The sequence below is a fragment of the Acetivibrio sp. MSJd-27 genome (assembly GCF_018918095.1).
Classification (GTDB): domain Bacteria; phylum Bacillota; class Clostridia; order UMGS1840; family HGM11507; genus HGM11507.
This window is the reverse complement of the sequence record NZ_JAHLPV010000007.1, coordinates 110,320-117,305: the sequence shown is the minus strand read 5'-3', so window position 1 is coordinate 117,305 and position 6,986 is coordinate 110,320. Positions and strand designations below refer to the sequence as shown.

The window sequence follows — 6,986 nt, the reverse complement described above, 5'->3', positions numbered from 1 at the left end:
CATATATGACCTGCCTGCGGTACTTCGGTGCAAATACGATGTGATATTTGCAATTCCACTTCGTGTGTGCTAAACTATTTGTATCAAGTTTCACGACTTGATCCCTCCTTTTGTTTTTTTGTGCGGTTGGTGAACCTACACTTATTTTAACAAAAGGAGGTTTCTTTTTCTACTCATAGCTTAAGCTTTTTGGTACCACCAGCATTGCCGGTGGTTTTCGTGATACAAGAAAAGCCGGAAGGAAACCATTCCTCCCGGCTTTTCCATCTATTTATGATAGGAAAACAGTGGGTAAGTGTTATTGCTGTGCGTCAAAGCGCTTCTGCGCGTCATTATAGACTTTGACAACATCTTCGCATCCAAGAGATTTCGCCTTTTCGCACCACTGTGCCCAAGCCTGGTCGCCGGTGTTGGCTCCCAGCACATAGTTGGAGAAAAACTCCTGGGCTGCCTTCCGCAGTTTTGCGGTCCGATCGGTGGTGATCTCCTTCTCCTCGTTGGTGAAGGAAAGAATCGGATCCTGCGGCTCAAACTTGTTGTTCTTCACAATTTTGTCCTGCGCTTCCTGTTCCCGCTCGGAGAAATCAAAGTAGTTGCTGCGGCGGTCAAACCGACGGTAAAGCCCCTCGGTAAACAGTCCGTATTTGTCCTCCAGATCGCCGATACCGATCTTTTTGCCCTCCTCAAATCCGATGTAATCCGCTTTGCCGTCCTCACCCATGGTGTAGGTTTCTCCCTCCACGCCCATGGTCACCAGCTGCGCGCCGGCGGGGCTCAGCAGAAAGTCGTTCAGCTTGCAGGCAAGCTCGGTGTTTTTGTTGTTTGCAACCACGCTGCCCGCAAAGGTTTTGGAGAGGGTGATCGCCGTGCCTTTCGGACCCATAGGGTTTGCATACCTAAGATCGTAATCCGGATAGGTGGTAGCGGTCTGCTCTTTAAAGGTATCCAGCCTGCCAATCCAGTCAAAGGTGGCAAAAGCTTTCTCCGGCTGTGTCATCTTGGAGGTCCAAGCCGCCTCCGTCAAGGTCAGGAATTCCGGATCAATCAATCCCTCCTGATACATCTTGCGCAGGAAATCCAGCATATCCTTCAGCTGCGGATCGGTGTCGGAATAGTTCCAAACCTTCTGATCCTCGTCATAATAAGGGCCATAAGCGCTGATTCCCCAGCTGATGGAAAGCTGGCTGAACAGATTGTCTTTATTCTTGGAGGTAAAAGGAGTGGATTCCGGGTAGATTTGTTTCAGCTTTTTCATCGCCTCATAGAACTCCTGGGTGTTGTTCCACTCTTTGAGGCCGTTTTTGTCGAAGATATCCTTCCGGTACATCATCCCGTGGTTAACGTCCCTCTGCACATCGAACCAGGGCATAATATACAGTTTTCCATCCGAAGCCTGATAGGATTTAAAAATCCAGTTATACTGCGGATCGTCATAGAAAATAGACTTAAAGTTGGGCATGATATCCAGATGATCGTTGACGGAAGCGAATGCTCCCTGCACGCCCAGATCATTGATCTCGTCGTAGGTAGGCAGGCCGGAACCCATCAGATCGGGCATATTCTTGGAGGCCATCAGCACCTTAAGCTTTTCGCCCGCCGTGGCATTCGGGAAGGCCATAACCTCGATGTCAAGTCCGGTGATCTCCCGCAGTTTTTGAAAGACCAGCTTGTCGTTGATTCCGTCCTTCGAGGAGACAACCATCATGGAAATCTTGGTGTTGCTGTCGTCCAGCGGAAGGGTAAGCCCGCCGGTGTCCCCCACCTCAAAGGCGGTTCCGCTCTGCACGCCAGTGTCCTTTTCCCCGCCGCATCCGCTGAAAAGGGAAGCCGCCATCATAAGCGCCATAAGCATTGCAATTTTACGTTTCACGTTTCTACCTCCATTGTGCAAAAATTGTTTCCTGTTTCAGCATTTTTCGCTGTAACAGCCTGCTTTTGGGCAGCATTAGGGGAGTTGAATCACATATGCCCTGCACTTGTTAAATTCCTGCTTTTTGAGATTGTCGGTCTTGCAAGGCGCCAGCCTTGCTCTCTCCTTATATACCCAAAATCGAATTTTTCCCTGCAGGCAGGGTCGCAGAGTTTTCACAGAGCAAATTTTTCGTAAGACAAGGAAAAAGCGCAGAGCATACTTGACGTATGCACGAGCATTTTGACGCAGAATTGCGGAAAACTGGCCTGTGTAAACCATGTGTGATTCAGCTCCCTAATGCTTAAAAAGAGAGTCGGTGGGCGAACATTTTGTTCGCCCGCAAACCTTCTCTTCTATATTCTGATCTATTTCAAACAGGGAATGATATCCCATTTTCCCCTTCAATAAGGGCTTGGCCCGTCATTCAACGAGGACAAGGGCACTGCATAGCAGTGCCGCAATCAGCGAGAAACTGCACTCTTGCTGATTGCGGATATGGAACCCGCCGCCTTAAGAGGCGGGGGCCATCTTGCCCGCAGTTATAGGGGTAAACAGCATCCAATCCTACTGTTTTAAAAACCGGTCCAGCATCACTGCGACCTCCGCACGGGTAGCCTGTTTTTTCGCACCGAAGCTCCCGTCCTCATAGCCGTTCACAATGCCGGCTTTAGCCATTGCGTCAACCGCCTCTTTGGCATAATCGCTGATGGTTTCCGCATCAGTGAACGTTTTCGCGTCCCCCTGAGCCAGCGTGATGCCTTCCTTCTGTGCCGCCCGGTAGGTGAGCACTGCGATGTCCTCCCGGGTGATGTCCAGTCCCGCACCGAATTCGGTGTCCGAGACGCCCTTCACCAGTCCGCTGTTGACCGCGCTTGCCACATAGGGCGCGAACCACGCGTCCGCGGGAACATCGCGGAAGCTGCACTGGGCGCTTGCGTCGTAAACGCCGAGGGCGGTTACCAGCATCTTCACATATTCCTCCCGGGTGATGTTGTCATTGGGACGGAATTTCTTGCCAGGATCCTTTGCGATGATATTCCTGCCTGCCAATTCCAGAACGCTTTCTTCCGCCCAGGGTACACTGTCCAGATCGTCAAAAAGGATTTCCGGTTTCGGCGTCACAGTCGGTTTCGGCGTTTCAATCGGTGTTTCGATTGTTCCGCCTCCCCCTCCGCCGCCGGAGCCGCCGCCCGGGTTGACTGTGCTGCCGCTCTCGGTGTCGCTGAGAGCCTTGTTGAACGCGCTCACATAGGCGTCCTTGGTGTATACCGGCGTTTTCTGAAGCTGTTTGCTCAGATTTTTATAGAAGGTTTCCTTATTCACTTTTGCATAGCGGGAACCCGTTCCTGCCGCGATTCCGATATAGTCCTCATTGTATGCCTCAAACAGCGCTTTCAGCTCTTCCCGGTTGGAAGCGTGGTTGGAGGATCCCAAAAAGACTGCCACATGCAGCGCCTCCACCGCGTCCTCCGGCGTGGAATAGCTTTTTCCGCTGACCGCTTTCACCATATCCGCTCCGCCGCCCTTCGCGATCAGGGCGTCAAAGTCTGTCCGGTCAAAGCTGTTGCTGCGGTCATAAGCGTCCAGCGCCGCGGTCAGCTTTGCCGCCGAATCCGCCTTGGAGATCATCTCCTTGAGCATGGCGCCGTTGTATGCCGCCGCGATCTCCTTCACGGCGTTCGCCTCCGAGACCGAAACGGTTTTTAAGTAGCTGCAGACCGCCTGGCTGACCGCCGGATACTCCCCGGTGGCAAAGCCCAGAATCTTTTCATAGTCTTTGATAAACTGATCCATCGCTGTGTTGCCGGACGCCTTCTGCGCGTCCTGAAAAGCCTTGAAAATGTTTTGCACATCTTCGCTGCTGGTATAGATAATCTCAAAGGGAACCGTTGCGTCAAAGCCCCTTCCGCCGACGCTGGCAGCGACCAATCCGCTGTCAAAGTGGTCGTCCACCGTGATCAGGAAGGTAAAGCTCCCTCCCGCGCCGGTTGTGCTCTGCCCGATATACTGCACCACATCTTTCACATTCGCCGAGGTGGACTGCTTTAAATCCGCCAGTGTTTTTCCGGATTTCAGGATGACCAGCGTCACCTCCTCGCCGGAAAGCCCGGTGTCTGTCGTTCCGGTCACCGTGATCAGGGAATCCTGGGTGGTATAATCCACCGTCGCCCCCAATGCCGGCACCCAGGCCAGCATCAACAGGGCAAGCAGGAGAGATAACATTCTTTTTTTCATGGGATAACTCCTTTCCTAATTCCCGAACGGATCTTCCCGGAAGTTGAAAATAAACACTTCCTGGATGGTTCCGTAACGGCTTTTCGCAAAGAGATAGGAGGCTTTCGAGCCGGACGCGTCAGCGTCGTTGATATCGTTGAAACTTCCGGTACGGACATTCATCTGTCCATTGTCCTTTTCCTCGTAAACCACATACTTGGGTTTGCCAAATTTGGAGTTGCCCTCAAAGCTCCAGTAGACGTCCTTGATGGAGCCGACCTCCATGCCGGCCGGTTTTACGAACCGGACCAGAGCGGAGCCGGAATCCTTGTATAGCACCCGCGTTGTCAGGAAACGGAGCAGATATGCGTACTCTCCGATCTCCCCTCCGTTGGAGTTGATTTCGCTTAGGAATCCTTTCCCTTTTGTGATGGAATTCAGATTCAGCTTGAACTGATCCACCGAGAACATTCGCTCCAGCTTCGATATCTTGCCGCTGCCGATCGCCATCCGAACCACATCGCCCGGACGAATGGGATATTTTTCGCTTTCATAATCGGAAGCGGTAGGATTTTTGATGGACGCGCTGTAATCCACCAGCACGGATTTCTCCGTGAAGATGTATTCCTCCTCGGTTCCGTCGTTCTTACAGTTGACCACATAAAGCTTCTTCACGATATCGCCTTCGCTGTTGACGGTGTCGGTGAGCTTTTTGACCATGTACAGGGGATTGTCATTGTCAATGTTCGGGATGGTTTCCCCCTTGACGGTCAGGCATCCAAGCACACCGGCTTTACTGCGGTCAAAACAGGATACCGTGTAAGGTTTCTCCACCTGCAGGCCGCTGAAGGAAGCTACCTTATAATCGGCTGTTTTGGTCAGATCCTCGGGGACGTTGAATATCACCGTGGAGGAGGAGACGAGATTGCCCTCGAAGGCATTTCCGCCGTAAGTTACAACGGCTTCCTTCTGTCCGTTCACCAAAATCTGTTCCAAAGCATTTTCATCCACAGCGCCGTCAATGATATCCGGAACTGCGGTGTCCAGTATCTTTACCTCGTTATCCGAGTTGGTCTGGAACCGGATAACCTGGCTCAAATCCCCCTGCCCGCCATCGTAGCCATACTTGGCTTCCCGCAGGCCGGCAAGGATCGCTTCCGGCGTGTTTCCTTTGACCGAGTCCATCACCAGCTTGCCGGAGGTGACATACTGCCCCATCTCCCCCTTCTCGGAGAAAATTTTCAGCGTCACGCCCTCTTCCAGTCCTTCCGGCGGCATAGCGCCCACCAGGAAGCCGTACTGCAGGGTGGAAATGTTTTTGGTCTTGGGTGCGACCACACAGCCGTTGCTGTCCAGCAGGAAAGTCTCGGTGGTTCCCAGCGGGAGGCTGCCGATCTTCGCACTGTTGTCCTTGAAATACTGGGAGAGTTTATAGGATTTGTCCCCGATGGTGATCCACTCGTCGGACACCTGGTTGATAACCCCTTTTACACTGCTGTCCAGCACATTTATGATATTCACTTTTCTTCCCGTGGTATTTTTGGACTGGTAAACCTCCAGCACATCGTCCTTCTCCAGGGCGGCCATAGGAAGATTGATATCGTATTTGATCAGCTTGTTTAAGTCGGTGCTGTCGCTGTCGTCATAGATGACATTGTTGGAAGCGGAGTAACGGTCAATGATCGTGTAGGCGGAAGTGCTTACCTTATCCACCACCGTCACGGTGCACGCATTGATTTTGATAATGTCGTACAGGCTGTCGCTGTCGCTGTCAATCAGCTCCATGCTGCCGGCCTGCAGGGAAAACAGGCTCTCGTCAAAGGGAGTGTAAACGCCGTTGTAAATCACGTCGGCGCCGAACAGCACCTTTGCCGTGAGCTCCCGATCCTTGTTTTCTGGATCCGCGTAGTAGGTGATGGTCCGGTTGTCGTATTTGAAAAACTGATCCGCCGTGATGGTCAGCCCATAATTCTTGTTCTCGTCCTTCTTCAGGTAAATCAGGGTTTGATCGCCGGCTTCGTCCGCCTTGGAAAAGGCCAGCACCTGGTATCCCAGAAAGCCGTCCGCATTCAAATCCCCGGTGTTGAAGAGTTTCTCTTCATTGGTTTTCGTCTGTTTGATCCGAAGTCTCCCGTCCCCCAGATAATCCTCGCTGGAAAGGGAGGTCACGCTGTTTGCCGTCACCATACCCTTGCAGGTTTCAATCCCCAGAAATTCCTTCAGGAAATCGTCCCCCTTCTCATAGATGGCGGTGCTTTCGCTGGCGCCTGTCTGGCGGTATACCGGCACGCCGATGGCATTGTATATGATCTGGGCAACCTCGCCCCGCAGAGCGGGCTGTGCATAGTTTTTGCCGCCCAGCTTTTTCATCAGTCCCAGTTCCCCCGCCTGTGCAAGATACCCGGTCGGATAGGGAACTTTGGAAGCCAGAACCTTGTATCCCAGAATATCAACAAGGATTTTCAGCGCATCCTGCAGCGCGACCGGATCTTCCGGCCCGTAGATGCCGTTTCCATAACCGCTCAGATAGCCCATCTGGCAGAGATAGTTCACCTGATTGTATGCCCAGTGGGTTTCCGGCACGTCGGAGAAGTTTCCGCTCTCCACGCCCCATTCCTCCGGAACCCCCAGAACACGCAGCATCATGGCTGCGTATTCCGCGCGGGTAACCTGTTCTTCGGGTTTGAAAGTGCCGTCCTCATAGCCCTGCATGATGGACAGGCCGGCCAGAGTTTCTATGGCGTCGGAATAGCTGTTTTCACTGATGTCCTGAAAGGAAACCGCTGCCGCTGTTCCGGAGAACAGGCAAAGCATCGCTAAAAACAGCGCTGTTATTTTGTTTGACAGTCTCATCATTTCC

4 protein-coding genes are annotated in these 6,986 nt (G+C 52.5%); all 4 read right to left on the bottom strand.

The features are described 5' to 3' along the window. On the bottom strand, nucleotides 1-94 hold a 94-nt coding region (locus tag KQI32_RS04415; RefSeq protein ID WP_216424134.1), incomplete at its 3' end, for a transposase. Between the two features lie 204 nt (nucleotides 95-298). Next, nucleotides 299-1,870 (bottom strand): extracellular solute-binding protein, encoded by a 1,572-nt coding sequence (locus KQI32_RS04410; RefSeq protein ID WP_216424128.1) that lies wholly within the window; start codon nucleotides 1,868-1,870, stop codon nucleotides 299-301. Between the two features lie 606 nt (nucleotides 1,871-2,476). Beyond that, nucleotides 2,477-4,147: an S-layer homology domain-containing protein gene (locus KQI32_RS04405; RefSeq protein WP_216424127.1), complete on the bottom strand. Its 1,671-nt coding sequence runs from the start codon at nucleotides 4,145-4,147 to the stop codon at nucleotides 2,477-2,479. A 15-nt stretch (nucleotides 4,148-4,162) separates the two neighbouring features. Beyond that, nucleotides 4,163-6,982 (bottom strand): S-layer homology domain-containing protein, encoded by a 2,820-nt coding sequence (locus tag KQI32_RS04400; protein WP_216424126.1) that lies wholly within the window; start codon nucleotides 6,980-6,982, stop codon nucleotides 4,163-4,165. Nucleotides 6,983-6,986: the final 4 nt, after the last annotated feature.